The sequence below is a fragment of the Cupriavidus sp. 8B genome, from assembly GCF_054589115.1.
Window position 1 is genome coordinate 1 of the sequence record NZ_BAAILO010000510.1, and the last position, 334, is coordinate 334.

The window sequence follows — 334 nt, forward strand, 5'->3', positions numbered from 1 at the left end:
CAGGTGTGAGGCGTCCGCGGCGACCAGCCGAAAGCCATGCCAGCGCGGCAAATGGTTGGACACTTGCTGAAGCAGCCAGTCATTGAGGTGAGCAAAAACATCGCCGCTGAGTTTGCTGCGAGCCTGAGCGAAGGCTTGTTCACTGATGCACCGGCACAAAGTGTTCTGGCGGGCGAGCGCGGCGAAGAATTGATTGAGTTCGGCTTGCATGCCCATGCGCAGATTGCCGAGCATGAAAGCGATCAGGGTGGGCAGGGTGAGCTTGCGATGACGGGTGAAAGCGGCGGGACATTCAGGATGGCGGGCATGGTCTTGAAAGACCTTGGTATGCAGG

The 334-nt window shown here is 59.0% G+C and carries 1 protein-coding gene; it reads left to right on the top strand.

Annotated elements, in window-relative coordinates; all coding sequences use genetic code 11:
• Positions 1 to 36 precede the first annotated feature (36 nt).
• Positions 37 to 334, top strand: a 298-nt coding sequence (locus ACYP5B_RS45940) for a hypothetical protein (protein ID WP_459574020.1), incomplete at its 3' end; no start/stop codon positions are given.